The organism is Burkholderia sp. 22088 (assembly GCF_052045915.1).
Lineage (GTDB): Bacteria > Pseudomonadota > Gammaproteobacteria > Burkholderiales > Burkholderiaceae > Burkholderia > Burkholderia cepacia.
The window spans coordinates 50,475-65,263 of the sequence record NZ_JBQEPY010000014.1 but is presented as its reverse complement, the minus strand read 5'-3'; the positions used below and the strand labels follow the sequence as shown (position 1 = coordinate 65,263).

General features: G+C 64.3%; 12 protein-coding genes and 1 pseudogene. 11 read left to right on the top strand and 2 right to left on the bottom strand.

The window, feature by feature from the left end; genetic code table 11:
• Positions 1 to 123 precede the first annotated feature (123 nt).
• Positions 124 to 2,259 (bottom strand): phage integrase family protein, encoded by a 2,136-nt coding sequence (locus tag ACTJLD_RS25545; RefSeq protein ID WP_151062657.1) that lies wholly within the window; start codon positions 2,257 to 2,259, stop codon positions 124 to 126.
• A 683-nt stretch (positions 2,260 to 2,942) separates the two neighbouring features.
• On the opposite strand from ACTJLD_RS25545, the gene ACTJLD_RS25540 reads away from it, so the two are divergent.
• The 5 genes and pseudogenes from ACTJLD_RS25540 to ACTJLD_RS25520 all read left to right on the top strand — a co-directional run bounded on the left by ACTJLD_RS25540 (position 2,943) and on the right by ACTJLD_RS25520 (position 6,110).
• Complete coding sequence (locus ACTJLD_RS25540; protein WP_151062658.1) at positions 2,943 to 3,764, top strand: type IV toxin-antitoxin system AbiEi family antitoxin domain-containing protein; 822 nt, start codon at positions 2,943 to 2,945, stop codon at positions 3,762 to 3,764.
• Positions 3,748 to 4,650 (top strand): annotated as a pseudogene (locus tag ACTJLD_RS25535) (nucleotidyl transferase AbiEii/AbiGii toxin family protein); the annotation flags it as partial. The gene ACTJLD_RS25540 and the pseudogene ACTJLD_RS25535, both read left to right, overlap by 17 nt.
• Before the next feature lie 269 nt (positions 4,651 to 4,919).
• A complete protein-coding gene (locus tag ACTJLD_RS25530) occupies positions 4,920 to 5,342 on the top strand; it encodes an RHS repeat-associated core domain-containing protein (RefSeq protein WP_200076818.1) in 423 nt (140 codons plus the stop codon).
• 67 nt (positions 5,343 to 5,409) lie between these two features.
• Entirely contained in the window at positions 5,410 to 5,751 is a 342-nt protein-coding gene (locus ACTJLD_RS25525; RefSeq protein ID WP_151062659.1) for a colicin E5-related ribonuclease, read from the top strand.
• Positions 5,718 to 6,110 carry a colicin immunity protein gene (locus ACTJLD_RS25520; protein ID WP_233629285.1) on the top strand — a complete coding sequence of 131 codons (393 nt, stop codon included), beginning with the start codon at positions 5,718 to 5,720 and terminating at the stop codon, positions 6,108 to 6,110. The genes ACTJLD_RS25525 and ACTJLD_RS25520 overlap by 34 nt, the downstream gene beginning before the upstream one ends.
• Before the next feature lie 448 nt (positions 6,111 to 6,558).
• Here ACTJLD_RS25520 and ACTJLD_RS25515 read toward each other — a convergent pair whose 3' ends face one another.
• Positions 6,559 to 7,149, bottom strand: a complete 591-nt coding sequence (locus ACTJLD_RS25515; protein ID WP_151062660.1) for a dimethylsulfonioproprionate lyase family protein — start codon at positions 7,147 to 7,149, stop codon at positions 6,559 to 6,561.
• Between the two features lie 608 nt (positions 7,150 to 7,757).
• On the opposite strand from ACTJLD_RS25515, the gene ACTJLD_RS25510 reads away from it, so the two are divergent.
• From ACTJLD_RS25510 to ACTJLD_RS25485, 6 genes are all read left to right on the top strand, one after another.
• Positions 7,758 to 9,047 (top strand): quaternary amine ABC transporter ATP-binding protein, encoded by a 1,290-nt coding sequence (locus ACTJLD_RS25510; protein WP_151062661.1) that lies wholly within the window; start codon positions 7,758 to 7,760, stop codon positions 9,045 to 9,047.
• Positions 9,044 to 9,931, top strand: coding sequence for an ABC transporter permease (locus ACTJLD_RS25505; RefSeq protein WP_151062662.1), 888 nt, complete (start codon positions 9,044 to 9,046; stop codon positions 9,929 to 9,931). The genes ACTJLD_RS25510 and ACTJLD_RS25505 overlap by 4 nt, the downstream gene beginning before the upstream one ends.
• A gap of 153 nt (positions 9,932 to 10,084) precedes the next feature.
• On the top strand, positions 10,085 to 10,966 hold the full coding sequence (locus ACTJLD_RS25500) for a glycine betaine ABC transporter substrate-binding protein (RefSeq protein WP_151062663.1): 882 nt from the start codon (positions 10,085 to 10,087) through the stop codon (positions 10,964 to 10,966).
• 126 nt (positions 10,967 to 11,092) lie between these two features.
• Positions 11,093 to 12,388 carry a serine hydroxymethyltransferase gene (glyA, locus tag ACTJLD_RS25495; protein ID WP_151062664.1) on the top strand — a complete coding sequence of 432 codons (1,296 nt, stop codon included), beginning with the start codon at positions 11,093 to 11,095 and terminating at the stop codon, positions 12,386 to 12,388.
• Between the two features lie 162 nt (positions 12,389 to 12,550).
• Positions 12,551 to 13,438, top strand: a complete 888-nt coding sequence (locus ACTJLD_RS25490; protein WP_151062665.1) for a dihydrodipicolinate synthase family protein — start codon at positions 12,551 to 12,553, stop codon at positions 13,436 to 13,438.
• A 6-nt stretch (positions 13,439 to 13,444) separates the two neighbouring features.
• Positions 13,445 to 14,776 carry an NAD(P)/FAD-dependent oxidoreductase gene (locus ACTJLD_RS25485; protein ID WP_151062666.1) on the top strand — a complete coding sequence of 444 codons (1,332 nt, stop codon included), beginning with the start codon at positions 13,445 to 13,447 and terminating at the stop codon, positions 14,774 to 14,776.
• Positions 14,777 to 14,789 lie beyond the last annotated feature (13 nt).

The window sequence follows — 14,789 nt, the reverse complement described above, 5'->3', positions numbered from 1 at the left end:
CTCCCGATGCTGGTGTTTCGTCAATCACCTTCAGAGTGGCAGCCAGATCAGTAATATTGGCGTCGCAGCTTCTTCCAATTCTGGGCGACTCCCCATCAAGCGACTTTGATAACCCGAGCTGCACTAAGCTCCAGCTAGTCTAAGGAAGGTCTCAGCCTCTCGGTATTGGCGTCCAAGCTCCGCAGTCGCATAGATCGATGTGGTGTCGAGCGAATCGTGACCGGCGAAATTCCGCGCACTTTCAAGACTCATGCCATTGGCCAGCGCGTGAGACACGAAAGTGTGTCGCAGCCAGTGCGGGCTGGCTGCGCTGAAAGCCCGCGCGTGCGGTGAGTCTTCGCGGAGCGCGGCAGCTGTCGCCATCGCAAAAAACTGCCTAACCGCCTTATAAAGCTGGATCGGATGGATCGGCCCGGTTTGCCGCGCGCGCGCCGCGAGTTCGGGCGTTGGATCGGTTTTGCTTGCCTTCGCCGCGCGCCGGATCCGGCCGATCTCGGCATTCGACAGCAGCGCCGGGATCAACGGGGTGGCGGCAGGGCAGGCGAGGGGATCGCGCGGCAGCCCGCGCGATTCCAGATGGTCGCCCATCAGATCCAGCACCGCCGGCACCAGCGGCACAAAGCGCTCCTTCGCGCGCTTGCCAACCACGCGCAGCAACCGAATCGTGCCCAGCTCAGGGCCGGCGTAACGCTCCTGCACGTCGTCCGTGAAGGCCCCGCACAACTCGGCACGTCGCAGCCCGGTGCTGTACGCAAAGCTCAGCACGAAGCGCATGCGTGTCGCCGCGGCCGTGTCCGGCATCGCGTCGAGGACGCGCATCGCGAAGCGCCAGGCGTCGGAGGTCAGGCCGCGCTCGATCTGCAGACGCGATTTCGCGGCGACGCGCCGCTCGTTGCCGGCGGCGTCGTGTGTCGACCCAGTGAACACGCGCACCTTCGCGAATGCGTTGTGATCCAGATACTGCGCGTCGACCAGCTCGCCGAAGAATTTCTTCAGCGCGGACAGCGCATCCTGCCGGCTTTTGATCGACAGCGGCCCACGGAACGGCCGCCAGCCCAAATCGCCGCGATGCGCGGTGCCCGTCATGACCCATTGGCTGGCCGGCTGCGGATCGACCAGGAACCCGTTGATGTAGTCGCGCGCATCATCGGTGTCGAGGCTCGACAGCGCCTTGCGCTTCACGAAGATCGCCCACAGCAGCAGCCGCTCGGCTTCGGTGCGGTAGCGCTGGCGCGTATGTGGGTTCTCGTAGTCGGCGAGCCAGAAATCAATCGCCTCGCGGTCGTTGTTGGCGCGACTGTTGTTCCTGACGAGATTGCGGTGCGTGCCATGCGAGCCGTCCAGCTCGGGCGGCAGCAAGAAGCGCTCGAGCGGCACGATCGCAGTGACGGGACCGGCCGCGGCCAGCTGCGGTCCCGCCAGCGTGCGCTCGGACGGGTGGATTTGCACGCCGGCGGCGAGCTGCAGGCCGGAGACGTCCCCGTAGTGTGCGAGCCACGCGGTGATGCGACGCGCGCCGACTTCGCCCAGGCGCGGCACGCGTCGGTACCAGCGGTAGCCGAGCGCGTTGATCGACTCGACCAGCTTGCCGATCGTGGTGAGGCCGACGTCGGCGAGACGCAGCGCGACGGCGGTATCGAACCAGCCGAGCACGTGGTGCTCGGGGCGTGGATCCTCGACCACCAGACGCGCGAGCGCCTCGAGCGCCGCCATTTGTCGCGCGCGCAGGCGGGCGTTGCGCTGCTGCCGACGTAGGGTCGCGCCGGCGTCGGTGTTCGCGACGGCGTGCCGGGCGGCGAACAGATCCAGCAGCTCTTTCTCGGTATAGAAGCCGTCCGGATCGTGCTCGGCGGCGAAGTCGTCCAGCGATGGCGTGGATTGCGCCGGCGCGTCGGCCGCTGGCGTCGCGGCAAGGGCGGCCGGACGAATCGCAAGGAGGCGCGCGGTCGCGAAGTCCTGGCGCTTGCGGGCCGCGGCGACGAAGGCCGTGACCAGCCAGGTGCGGGTGGCGGCCGCCTTGCGCGCGTCGCGACCAAATTCGAGGTACTGGTCGGCCAGCTCGGCGAGATCCAGTCCTTCCAGATAGCCGCGGAAGAAGGCAAGGTGCTGCAGGCCGATTCGGCGCGCGGCGGCCGCTTCGCGGCGTGCGGCGCGCGAGCGAGACTTGCGGCGGGCAGCAGGCGTGGTCGCGCGGCGCGGCGTGGCCGGCAGCTCGCGGAACTCGACATCGAGCACGTCAGGATCGTCGGCGGTCGTCATGGGCGGATTCGAGAGCGGTACGTAAAGCGTGTTGTTTGATACACATCCTGCGGCGTGCGCCGTTTGGTCGGCTTTGGCTTCGTCCGGGGTAGACGCACGACAAACCGTGCCGATGGTCGGCGGCCGCCCGGTGTGCCTTGTCAGGCATGGGTGAGCGCCAGGTTCCCTCAGAAACGGGTCAATTCGTCCAGAAAAGCGAAGGGTAACATAGTAAGGGCTATGTTACCCTTCATTTCGGGACATCGCGCCAAAGCGCTACGCTGGGGTGCTTCTGTATGCTTGGCGCGGGCACCGAGGGCTTGGAGGTTCTTTCGATCCGGGTGGGACCGCCGGAGAGGCGGCTTTGTCTCAAACGGTGCTGAATCTCAATTGCAAGCGCCTACATTTAGCGTCGCGAAAGGCGAGGGCCTCGCCAGACAGATTGCTTAATTCTCTCCGCGGTGCGGAGAGAATTAAGGGTTTGAGCGCTCGGTGGTAGGTAAGCCACCCACATATCGATTTGTCGTCGATCTCGACGCTGCAAAGATCAGAAGAGGGACCTTCCGGATCTCCTTGTACCGGGCGCACCTAGGCCGAGTCTGGTTTGCTTGTCGTAGCAAAAGATCACTAAGAGTGATCTTTTTTATTCAAATCCAAACCACGCTGCCTTGGCAGAAGTTTTCAGAAGGTGTATTTTGTTCACTATGAGTGAACAAAATCCTGGAAAATTAAACCTGTTGCTAGGTGAGCTGGGTGATACGAGCCTGGTGTCGAGCCGATGGCTGCGGGTTCACGGCTACTCCAATAGCCTCGTCGCGCGCTACGTGAGCAGCGGTTGGCTGGTGTCGCCGGCGCGCGGCGTCTACATGCGCAAGAGTGGGCGCCTACAGTGGGACGGCGTGGTTCGCAGCCTGCAGGTTGGGGAGGGCACGCCGCTGCACGTCGGAGGTCGTTTTGCACTCAACCTGCAGGGGCACGAGCACTATCTACGTCTGGGCGATGCCGGCACCGTCACCCTGTATGGGGCGGAGCGGCCACCCGCTTGGCTTGGCAAACTGCCTCTGACGCAGCGTTTCGAGTATCTGGGGAAGGGGCCGTTCGATTGGCCGCCCATGCCGTTCGAGGTGGAGGCGTCCGCGGCAATCCTGTCCGAACAGGGTCTGGCGTGGCATCAGGCCGCCCCCGGTGCCGATGCCTTGGTTTGTTCCATGCCGGAACGGGCCATCCTAGAGCTGTGCGATGACGTCTCAGACGCTGCCTTGATCTACGAGGTGGATGCGCTGATGCAGGCTATGACCACGTTACGGCCGCAGCGCGTCGGCGTGTTACTTCGCCATTGCCGAAGCATCAAAGCCAAGCGGCTGTTCCTGGCGTTGGCCGAGCGCCATCGGCATGCGTGGCTACCGCACGTGCCGCGGGATGGTGTCGATCTGGGTCGGGGAAAGCGCGCGCTGGTGCCTGGCGGCCGCTTGCATCCGGTCTACCAGATCACCTTGCCGGGAGACCTCGATGAACACTTGGCTTGATCACTGGGATCGGCGCTATACCGACCGCGTACGGCTGCTGGTCGAGATTCTGCCGGCGCTGGCGCAAGAGCCGCGCTTCGCGCTCAAAGGCGGTACGGCGATCAACCTATTCGAGCACGACCTGCCCCGGTTGTCTGTGGACATTGATCTGGCCTGGTTGCCGGTGCATGACTATGCCGAGGACGCAAGGCTCATCGCTGAAGCGCTTGGGCGGCTGGCTGATGTGCTGCGCGCCCGGCCTCTGCAACTGCAGGTGCAATTGTCGGCAGGCGAGGGCGCAGGCGTCACGCGACTGGTGGCCAGTCGCGGTCGTGCGCGCGTGCAGATCGAGACGACGCCGGTGATGCGCGGCACGGTGCATCCCGCGCGGAACATGGTGGTGCGCCCGAGGGTCGAGGAGGCATTTGGCTTTGCTTCGGTGCAGGTGCTGCACTTCGCCGACCTTTATGCCGGCAAGCTGGCTGCGGCATTGTCGAGACAGCATCCGCGCGACCTTTTCGATGTCGGCTTGTTGCTGGAAGACGAGCGGGCGGATCAGGCGCTCTGGCGGACCTTTCTCGTCTACCTAACCTGCAGCCCGAAGCCTGCGTGGGAAATGCTGGCGCCCCGCGTGCCTGCGGATTTCGCCGCGACCTTTGAAGCGCACTTCAGGGGGATGACGGCAGAGCCTGTCGAAGCCCAGGTCCTGCTGGACATCCATGAGCGCCTGCTGGCGCGTGTTGCCGGGTGGCTGGATGAGCCATCGTGCGCATTTCTGCGATCAGTGGAGGGTGAACGGCCGGACTTCGATCTGATCGGACTCCCGCACGCGGCCGGGCTGCCAGCCGTGCGACGCAAATTGCTCAACCTGGCCCAGCGCAGCGACGCCAAACGTGCGGCGGATCAGCCGTTATCGCGAGAAGCGAGTGTTCAAGGACCGCAGATGGCTGCGTTAGCAGAATTAACAGACACGATTAGCGTTGCAGCGGACGCCATTAGCACAAACTTCGAACTTCAACACCTGGCCAGTCTGGCAAGGCGACCAGTTTCCGCTATGACGGGCTGGGACGTAGAACGTCAATTAGCAGCACGCCGGCGGGCGGTGGCGGAACGGTAACGACTTCCTACATCTGGTGTGGTCTGCATCCTTGCCAAGCAAGAGGCATCAGCAACGCCGTGACACGCGGCTACTACGCCGAGGGCGAATTCCAACCGGGTAGTCCGGCGCAATACGCCTATTACGCGCTCGATCAACTCGGATCAGGTCGACGGGCCTTTACAACCGGCAGTGCACCGGCTTACGACTACGATGCATACGGTGCCGCGTTGCAATCGAATCCGCCCTTGACCGACTACGGGTATGCGGGGATGTTCGCGAACGCGGATAGCGGTCTATACCTGACGATGTTCCGGGCCTACGATCCCGTGTCGGGTCGATGGCTCTCACGCGATCCGATTGGCGAAACCAGCGTTTCGAGGGGGGAATCTGTACGCCTATGTTTCGGGCAATCCGGTAGGATTAAACGATCCACGCGGCTTGGACAATCCCGGGATGGGGCCATACAATCCATGGGATCCGCCAGGTCCGGGTTCCTGTAGCTCCGGGCCGGGTGAGCCTGGGCTGTAGCCGATTTGCCGGGAGTGTATCCTGAGCCCAGCGATTCGGATGGCGTGGAGCGCCGCCAACGCGTTCCGTAACGCGGATAGCGCTGCTGACACAAGCTCACGCAATCTCATTATCGACGACAAAATCGCGCGGCAGATCGACGAGCGCGGGTGGACGGATAAAGAGGTTCAGGCGACCGTTGACGATGGCCCGGCAGGGACGACGATGGACAATCGGGGGGCATCGAAGACCCCGGATGGTATTCCCAGAAATGACCCGGCGACTGTGTATGGGTCACCGGATGGTTATTTCGTAGTAAATGACATAACTGGAGAAGTTGTCCAGGTGAGCGGGAAGAATGAGCCGACATGGATTCCCGATGGTCGGATAAAATGGAAATGAACACAATGAATATCGATCATCACCGCATATACGATTCATCGAATGATTTTTTCTCCCTTGCCGGCAGTATTGTGATGAAACTCACGACAGAAGCGGCAATCGCTGTTTGCGAGCAAGCAGCCCAACAAGGTTTGGTTGTCGCTCGAATTGAAGGTGGAATCTGGCGTAACCCCGGATTCGAAGCGAGAGTCGATTGTATTTGGGATGGCGCTGATCCTCCTATTGATGTGGACACTGCCCAACGAAATAATCAAAGGGCAGCCGAGTTCATTCGGTCGGAGAGTCCTCCGCATGACGTTTTCTTGGTGACGGCCCCGCCGATGACAGGCTGGAAACCCAGACGGCGCGCCGATCCTTGACAATCTATGTTGTTCCTACGCGACGCTACCCCTAGATAAAGCATTGAAATCTAGTGGCGACCGAGATTGCAGAAAGCTCCGTCAGGACACGCTTTCTTTGGAACCTTATCACCTTGGCACGATTGGGTGCTCAAACTCAGGTTTCGCGCAACGCACGATAGGTTCTGCCGACGTTGCAACGGAGTGTCGTGGGACTTGACACCGCCGACGCGACGCGGCGAAGTGACATTTTACTCGCACACGGCGACAACTTTTATTTGGTCTCCGGCTGCGTGCTGCCCATGGCGATTCCGCGCAGAATCCTGCCGGCACCGGCCGAGCGGTAGGACGTTTGGCATTCCTCGAGGCGCGGCGCCGCCGCTTCGTGCCGGCGGCGAGATGAGGTGGTGACGACTTCATTTTCGTCTTGGGAAAGCGAACCCGTCGGCACATCGCGACGATCGCCGGATCAATTCAGCAGACACCAGATCGCGAGGAACGGCGCGTCGCCGGAGCGCATCGCATGCAGCGCGCCGCGCGGGTTGTAGATGCCGCCGCCGATCCCGGGATCGAACCATGCGCCATTCTGCTGCCGGAATTCACCGGCGGTCATCAACACGTACGCTTCTTCCGGTGCATGGCCGTGATCGGGATATCGCACGTGGGGCATCATCAGCGAGAAGCCGAGTTGAATGTCGTCACGGCTTTCCGCACCGCCGGGCCCGCAGATCATCCCGTTCACGTGCCCATCGATGTAGTTCGGACTACCGTCCTTTCCGGACGTGCGGCGCGTCCAGCCGACTACCGGCTCCAGCGACCCGATCAGCCGCGCGACGGTGGCGAACGTCGGGTTCACGCGTGCGACGCCCTGAAGCGCCGGGCCGAGCCATTCGCATGCGGGGTAGCGCACTGCGTTGCGCATGCAGTTGTCCGACGGCTGCTGCAACCGTGCGAACACATGCGGTGCGAACGCGCGCGCGGCGGCGGGCAGCTTTTCGGACTGGAACAGTTCGCCGGCGATCCGGACGAAATCCGCGATGTGCTTCGGACGTTCATGCATGCTGCTTGCCGCTCCCTGAGTGATGTGGGCCAATCAGCGAAAGTCTAGGCAGAAACCTGCCGATGCGGGCGGCGAAAAAGCGTGGCCGGCTTGGCATCGGCCGCCATCTGCGTGCCGCGGTTGCCGTTCGGACCGTGGCCTGCCCGCTAACCGCACGGTCTTCACGGGCACTGCTCCGCCCGCGCCGACGCGGCGGGCCGCGATCATCACGTCCAACGCCGCTCGCGCAGTCACGGGCCTGATTTATCGGTAGTTTCCCTTAAGTCCCCGTGTCGGGATTTTCCCCTACTGGACGCTTCCGCGCGCCACGCGCCGCTGGGCCAGCGTCCCCGCAAAATTCCGCAAAGCCGCACCGGCGTTGCGTTTCGCTTATTTCGCACCGTTTTGCGGCGATCAAGCCTTTTCGCCCCGAAACGATGCATTACCAAAGGTATGGAAAAGCGCACAGAAAATGTATCTGGAGCGACGAAATTGGATTGATACGCTGCATTCACTGCATCAGCGCCGTCAACCACGCAGGAGCGGCATCGGGCCTACGCCATGGGGGCAATCGATGACGATTCAGACGAAGTTCGCGGCTTCCCTTACTAGTTAGTCGGGATGACAGAATGGCTCCAAATCTGACGTTTGCGCCGGGCGATGTACTGCCCCCCGGGGCAATCCACACCGGCGGTTCGCCGTCGATCGCCCGGTCGAGCATCGCAACCGGAACGGACATCCTGACCGTCAAGCGCCTGTCGAAGATTTTCGGTCCGAAACCCGAGCGTGCGATCGAGATGATGAAGCGCGGCGTCGGCCGCAACGAGATCTTCGCGGAAACCGGCAACATGGTTGCGGTCAACGACGTGAGCCTGAGCGTGCGCGCCGGCGAGATATTCGTGATCATGGGGCTGTCGGGTTCGGGGAAGTCGACGCTCGTGCGATTGCTGAACCGGCTGATCGAGCCGACGGCCGGGCAGGTCGTGCTCGAAGGCCGCGACATCGCGCCGATGTCGACGCCGGAACTGCGCGACGTCCGGCGCCAGAAGATGGCCATGGTGTTCCAGTCGTTCGCGCTGCTGCCGAACCGCACCGTGCTCGACAACATCGCGTACGGGCTCGAAGTCGCGGGGATCAGGAAGGCGCAGCGCTACGAGGTCGCGCGCGCGGCGCTGGAGCGCGTCGGCCTCGGCTCGTACGAGAAACTGCTGCCGAGCGAATTGTCCGGCGGCATGCAGCAGCGCGTGGGCCTCGCCCGCGCACTGGCGGTGAATCCGTCGGTGCTGCTGATGGACGAGGCATTCTCCGCGCTCGATCCGCTGATCCGCTTCGAAATGCAGAACGAGCTGCTGCGCCTGCAGAAGGAAGAGCAGCGCACGATCGTGTTCATCTCCCACGATATCGAGGAAGCCGTCAAGATCGGCGGCCGCATCGGCATCATGAAGGACGGTTGCCTGATCCAGGTCGGCACGCCCGCCGAACTGATCCAGACGCCGGCCGACGCATATGTGCAGGACTTCTTCCGCAACGTCGACGTGTCGCGCTTCCTGAAGGCGTCGAGCATGATGACGCCGGTCGAGCGCGGGCTGCTCCGCTGCGATGCGCTCACGCCGTCCGACCGCTATCTGAACCAGCTGATCGACAGCGGCGCGGAATGCGGCTACGTGTGCGACGAATCCGGCCGTTACCTTGGCTGCGTCACGCCCGCCACGCTGCACCGGTCCGGCACGAAGCCGATTCGCGACGCATTCCTGAACGACTTCAACGCGGTGTCGATCGACACGGACCTGCATCGGCTCGCGTCGATCGCGCTGACGCAGCAGCACGACGTGCCGGTGACGGACGGAGTGGGACGACTAGCGGGCGTCGTGTCCTGCCGGACGATACTCAAGCAGATGATGCAACGGAGGGCAGCATGAATTCGTCGGTGATCGGGAAGTTCGCGGAGAATTTCGTCAACTTTCTGTTTCTGCATTTCCGTGGCGGCTTCGACACGTTCTCCGCGGGCCTCGGCGCGGTCGTGAAGCTGCTCGAGGACGGTCTCGCCGCCGTGCCGTTCATCGCGATGGTCGTGATCCTGGTGGGCCTCGCGCTGTGGCGCCGCGGCGTCGTGTTTTCGATCTTCGTCGGTTGCGCGCTGCTCGTCATCCAGTACATGGGCCTGTGGGCGCAGACGGTGTCGACCCTCGCGCTCGTCACCGCGGCGACGGTCTTCAGCCTCGTGATCGGTGTGCCGCTCGGCATCTGGGGTGCGCGCAACGACCGGATCGGCATGATCCTGCGCTCGCTGCTCGACTTCATGCAGACGATGCCTGCGTTCGTGTACCTGATCCCGGCCGTGATCCTGTTCGGGCTCGGACGCGTGCCGGCGGTGATCGCGACGATCGTGTTCGCGATGCCGCCCGTCGTGCGGCTGACGACGCTCGGCATCAGGCAGGTCCGCGAGGAACTGATCGAAGCCGGCCGTTCGTTCGGCAGCACCGACTGGCAGCTGCTGTGGAAGATCCAGCTGCCGAACGCATTGCCGTCGATCATGGCCGGAGTGAACCAGACGATCATGATGGCGCTGTCGATGGTGGTGGTCGCGTCGATGATCGGCGCGGGCGGCCTCGGCGAATACGTGTTGAGCGGGATCCAGCGTCTCGACATCGGGATCGGCTTCGAAGGTGGGCTCGGCGTCGTGCTGCTCGCGATCGTGCTGGATCGCCTGACCGAGAGCTTCGGCGTGAAGGCGAAGAAGAAGGTGAAGCGGCCGCTCGCGCGTGCCGGCAAGGCAGGGCCGCGCGGCACGGCACGGACCTGACGGACACGGCAGTCGAAGATCATTGAAGGACGATGAAGCGCCGCGTCCACGGTGCCGCGGCGGAACGGGTGTAGCAGTGCGTGGAGACCGGAAACGCCGATCGAAGGCGTTCCTCACCTTTGAAAGACTCGCGTGATTAAAAAGGAGTACTAGATGAATGCCCATACGTTCAAGTCGCTTCTGGCGAAACTTGCAATATCGACGGTGGTCGCCTGCAGCGCAGGTGTGGGCGCCGCGGCGGCGGCAGAGCCGGTCAAGATAGCGGTCACCAACTGGGCGGACGTGCTCGCGGTGGCCAACGTCGCGAAGTACGTGCTCGAGACGCAGCTCAAGCAGCCGGTGCAGTTCGTGCAGGCCGACATCGGCATCCAGTACCAGGGCGTCGCGCGCGGCGATCTCGACATCATGGTCGGCGGATGGCTGCCGGTCACGCACGGCGCGTACTACGCGAAGTACAAGAACGACCTGGATGATGTGGGCGTTATCTACACCGGCGGCAAGAACGGCTGGGCCGTGCCGACCTACGTTCCGGAATCGGTGCTGTCGTCGATCGCCGACCTGAACAAGCCGGAGGTCAAGAGCAAGCTGAACGGCACGATCCAGGGCATCGAACCGGGCGGCGGCCTGATGCAGGCGTCGGAGAGGACGATCAAGGGCTACAGCCTGGACGGCTACACCCTCCAGGCGTCGAGCGAGGCCGGGATGCTGGCCAGCGTGTCACGTGCGTACCAGTCGAAGCAGTGGATCGTCGCGACGGTCTGGAGCCCGCACTGGCTGTTCCAGAAGTGGCAGATGCGGTACCTGAAGGACCCGAAGGGCACGCTGGGCGGTGAAGAGCAGATCCACGCGTTCGCGTCGAAGAAGTTCGCGAGCAAGTTTCCGCGCGCCGACGTGTTTTTCAAGCACCTGAAGCTGACGCTGGCCGACGTCGAGGCGATCGAGTTCGAAGGCAACAGTACGAACGACTACGCGAGCGCCGCGAAGAAGTTCGTCGACGCCCATCCGGAGAAGCTGAAGGCCTGGCTGCAGCAGTAAGGCCGCGCGCCGGCCATGCGGATGGCGCGATTCGCGCCGTCCGCGCAAGCCGCGCGCGCCGGCCTTGCAGTGTGCGCTGCATGGAATCCACGCAGCACGTAACGAATCGCGTCGCGGAGTCACCCAGTGAACGAGAACGCCCGTTTTTTTGCCGAAACGCTCCAGAGTCGCGATCCGGTGATCGCATCCGAAATCGCATTGGAGTTGCGTCGCCAGCAGACGCAGATCGAACTGATTGCATCCGAAAACATCGCGTCCGCAGCGGTGCTGGAAGCCCAGGGCACCGTGTTGACGAACAAGTACGCGGAAGGCTATCCGTCGCGCCGGTACTACGGCGGTTGCGACCATGTCGACCGGATCGAGGCGCTCGCGATCGACCGCGCGTGCGCGTTGTTCGACACGAGCCACGCGAACGTGCAGCCGCACTCGGGCGCGCAGGCCAACGGCGCGGTGATGCTCGCGCTCGTCAAGCCGGGCGATACGGTGATGGGGATGTCGCTCGACGCGGGCGGCCATCTGACCCATGGCGCGCGCCCCGCGCTGTCGGGAAAGTGGTTCAACGCGGTGCAGTACGGCGTGAGCCCGGACACGCTGCGCATCGATTACGACGACGTGCGCCGGCTCGCGCAGCGCCATCGGCCGAAGCTGATCATCGCGGGCTATTCCGCGTATCCGCGCGCGCTGGATTTTGCCGCGTTCCGCGAGATCGCGGACAGCGTCGACGCGAAGCTGATGGTCGACATGGCGCATATCGCCGGCATCGTCGCGGCCGGCCGCCACCCGAACCCGGTGCCGTTCGCCGACGTCGTGACGTCGACCACGCACAAGACGCTGCGCGGCCCGCGCGGCGGTTTCATCCTGACGAACCACGCCGACGTCGCGAAGCAGATCAACTCGGCCGTCTTTCCGGGGCTGCAGGGCGGCCCGCTGATGCACGTCGTCGCGGGCAAGGCGGTGGCCTTCGCGGAAGCGCTGCGCCCGGAGTTCGCGCGCTATATCGACCAGATGCTGCGCAACGCGCAAGCGCTCGCACAGGTGTTGACGGCCGGCGGCCTGACGCTCGTTACCGGTGGCACCGACAACCACCTGCTGCTGGTCGACCTGCGTGCGCGGCGCATCACCGGCATGCAGGCCGAGAAGGCGCTGGAGCGTGCGGGCATCACCTGCAACAAGAACGGGATTCCGTTCGATACGGAAAACCCGACCGTCACGTCCGGGATCCGGCTCGGCACGCCGGCCGGCACGACGCGCGGCTTCGGCCCCGCGGAATTCGAGCAGATCGGCGACATGATCCTCGCGGTCCTGGCGGCGCTCGAGCGCAATCCGGACGGGGACGAGGGCGTCGAGCGCGCGGTCCGGACTCGCGTGCGCGATCTGTGCAACCAGTTTCCGATCTACGCACACGCGGACGCGTTTGCCTGAGCGCCGGAACCGGATCGGGCGGACACATGGTTCGAACCCCATGACGAATCGATCGGCGTGGCTGCGCGGAACACGCGCGGCGGGCGTCGACGTATTGTCCAGTGCCCGGCTCCTGCGCGACGGCGGGAACCGGGCACTCACTCACCTGAATGAGGAATTGAAATGAGCTTCGAGGGCGTACACACACCGCTGGTCACCCCGTTCGACGCGGACGGCGAAATCGATCACGCACTGCTGGGCCGGCATGCGGCCGATCTCGCCGGCCGCGTGTCCGGCCTCGGCATCGGCGGCACGACGGGCGAATACTACGCGTTGAGCTTCGACGAGCGCGTGCGCACGTTCGACACGGTCGCGGCCGCCGCCGGCGGCAAGACGTTCCTGACCGCGGGCATCAACGCGACGACGACGAAGGAAGTGCTGCGTCTCGGCCGCGAAGCGAAACGCGCGGGGCTGGACGCGCTGCTGGTGGCGGCGCCGTATTATGCGCAGCCGACGCAGCAGGAACTGCTCGCGCACCTGCTCACGATCGACGACGTGCTCGACATGCCGATCATGCTGTACAACTTCCCGGCCCGCACTGGCACCGAAATCGGCGACGGGATTCTAGAGACGCTGCTCGAGCGGAAGAATTTCGTCGCGATGAAGGAGAGCACCGGCGACATCGCGCATCTGCATCACCTGTCTACGCATTTCAGCGGCCGGCTCGTGGTGAGCTGCGGGATGGACGACCAGGCGCTCGAGTTCTTCGCGTGGGGCGCGCGCAGCTGGGTCGGCGGCGCGTCCAACTTTCTGCCGGAAGCGCATACCGATCTGTTCGACGCATGCGTGACGCGCCGCGATTTCGCGACCGGCCGCAAGCTGATGGCGCAACTGCTGCCGGTGCTCGAACTGCTCGAGCGTAGCGGCAAGTTCATTCAGTACGTGCGTTACGGCTGCGAGCTGGCCGGCTTGCCGGTCGGCGTCGCACGCGCACCGCTCGGCGCGCTGTCCGGCGACGAGCGTGACGTGTTCGCGAAGCTCGTGAAGCCGCTGCTGCGCGACGACCGGTAAGCCATCATGCGTTCGAATCTGGAATTCGCGCGGTTTCCTGCGTCGGACGGAATGAACGGCTGGTGGGAGAGCCTGCCGCCGGCGCAGGAAGCCCAAACCGTCACGTCCGACGGCCGGTTCGACTGGGTCGTCGTCGGCGGCGGCATCACCGGGCTGTGCGCGGCGCGCCGGCTCGCGGAGCTCGCGCCGGGCGCGTCGATCGCGCTCGTGGAGGCCGACCGGATCGGCCGCACGACGGCCGGGCGCAATTCCGGATTCTTCGTCGACCTGCCGCACGACATCAGCAGCGAAAGCTACTCGCGCAGCATCGAAGAGGACCGCGCCGACGTGCGGTTCCAGCGGCACGGCATCGACTATGTGCGTGACATCGTGCGGCGCTTCGGTATCGATTGCGACTGGCGCGACGACGGCAAATTCCACGCATCGGTCAACAGGAAAGGCGCCGCCGCACTCGCGCATTTCGCGGACGGTTTGTCGCGGATCGGCGAACCGTTCGAATGGCTCGACCAGCCGGCCATTCAGGCCGTGACCGGCACCGACTTCTACACGGGCGCGCTGTTCACGCCGGGCTGCAGCACGGTGCAGCCGGCTGCGCTGATGCGTGGCCTCGCGGCCACGCAGCCGGACAACGTGACGGTGTTCGAGCTCAGCCCGGTCACGCGGATCGAGCCGCGCGGCGACGCACGCGCACTGCACTTCGCCGGCGGCACGATCGTCGCAAAGCAGGTGATCCTGTGCACGAACGCGTACGCGGCGACATTCGGCATGCATTCGAACGGATTGCTGCCCGTCTATACGTTCGCGTCGCTCACGCGGCAGATGAATGCCGACGAAGTCGCGAAGCTCGGCGGAACGCGGTCGTGGGCGGTGATTCCGGCCGATCCGATGGGCACGACGGTGCGGCGCCTGATCACCGATCGCATTTGCGTGCGCAACCATTTCGCGTTCAGGCCGGACGTGAGGGTGTCGCCTGCGGATCTCGCGAAGGCGCGGCATCTGCATCAGCGCTCGTTCGAGCGCCGCTTCCCGATGCTCGGTGGCGTCGAACTCGAATATACGTGGGGCGGGCCGCTGTGCCTGTCCGCGAACAACGGCGCGCTGTTTGGCAAGCGGGACGACGGTCTCTACGAGGCGATCGGCTGCAACGGCCTCGGGCTGAGCCGCGGCTCGTCGTCCGGCAAGCTGATCGCCGAGTACGCGCTCGGCGAATCGAACAGCCTCGTGCAGCAGTTGTTGAAGCAGCCGCATCCGCGTCCGCTGCCGGTTCGGCCGCTCGTCGACCTGGCCGTGTCGGCGACGATCTGGGCGAAGGAATTCTCGGCCGGTGCCGAACTTTGATTATTGAGGAAAC